A 1,139-nucleotide genomic window follows, 5' to 3' on the forward strand; every position below is an offset into this window, starting at 1 on the left:
CGCACCAGCGGCGGCGCCGCGATGAACAGCACGATCAACGACTGCACGACCAGGACGATGTCGATCGGGACGCCCTCGGCGGCCTGCATCGCGAACCCGCCGGCCTTGAACGCGCCGAACAGGATGCCCGCGGCGAGGATGCCCCACGGGTTCGAGCCGCCGAGCAGGGCGACCGTGATCGCGTCGAAGCCGATGCCGGCGTCGATGCCGGAGGAGAACCCGGTGGTCACGGTGCCGAGGACCTGGTCCACGCCGGCCAGGCCGACCAGGGCGCCGGCGATCAGCATGCCGTACACGTACATGCGGTTGACGTTGATGCCGGCCACGCGGGCGGCCTTCGGGTTCAGTCCGACCGCGCGGAACTGGAAGCCCAGGCTCGAGCGGTCCAGGATCCACCACACCAGCACCACGCAGCCGAGGGAGAGCAGGAAGCCCAGGTGCAGGTTGAACCCGGACCCGAGCAGGTCGGGGAAGATCGCGGTGTCCTTCATCGGCGGCGTCTTCGGGTTGTTCGATCCCGGCGCCTGCAGCAGCCCGGGCGTGCGGAGCATCCACGACACCAGGTACAGGGCGACGTAGTTGAGCATGATCGTCACGATCACCTCGTGCGCACCGGTGCGGGCCTTCAGCAGGCCCGCGATCCCGGCCCACAGGGACCCGGCGATGATGCCCGCGATCACGGCGACGATCATGTGCAGCGGGAACGGCAGGTCGAACGAGAACGCCACCCACCCGGCGGCGGACGCCGCGAGCAGCATCTGCCCGCGACCACCGATGTTGAACATGCCGACCTTGAACGCCAGGCCCACGCCGAGACCGGCCGCGATCAGCGGGGTCGCGAAGTTCAGCGTCTCGGTCAGCGGCCGGATCCCGGACGCGAAGTCCGGGCGGCGGAAGTTGTACACCGCGCCCTGGAACAGCGCCGAGTACGCCCCGGCGACCGAGTCCCAGATCGCGGCGAACGTGTCGCCCGGGCGGGCGAAGAAGTACCCGGATGCCGCCTGCACGCGCTCGTCGGTGAACGCGATCATCACCGCGCCGACCACGAGGGCCAGCAGCACCGCGAGCACCGAGATGATCGCGTTCCCGGTCGCGATCTGACGCAGCGCCTGCTGCCACCGCGAGGGCTCCTCGGGCTC

General features: G+C 70.1%; 1 protein-coding gene. It reads right to left on the reverse strand.

Going from position 1 to position 1,139, the window contains the following annotated elements:
* Positions 1 to 1,139: ABC transporter permease (locus tag ABME02_RS18410; RefSeq protein WP_353816811.1), on the reverse strand; the 1,139-nt coding region annotated here is incomplete at both ends.

The organism is Agromyces zhanjiangensis (genome assembly GCF_040496055.1).
In the GTDB taxonomy this organism is placed as follows: domain Bacteria; phylum Actinomycetota; class Actinomycetes; order Actinomycetales; family Microbacteriaceae; genus Agromyces; species Agromyces zhanjiangensis.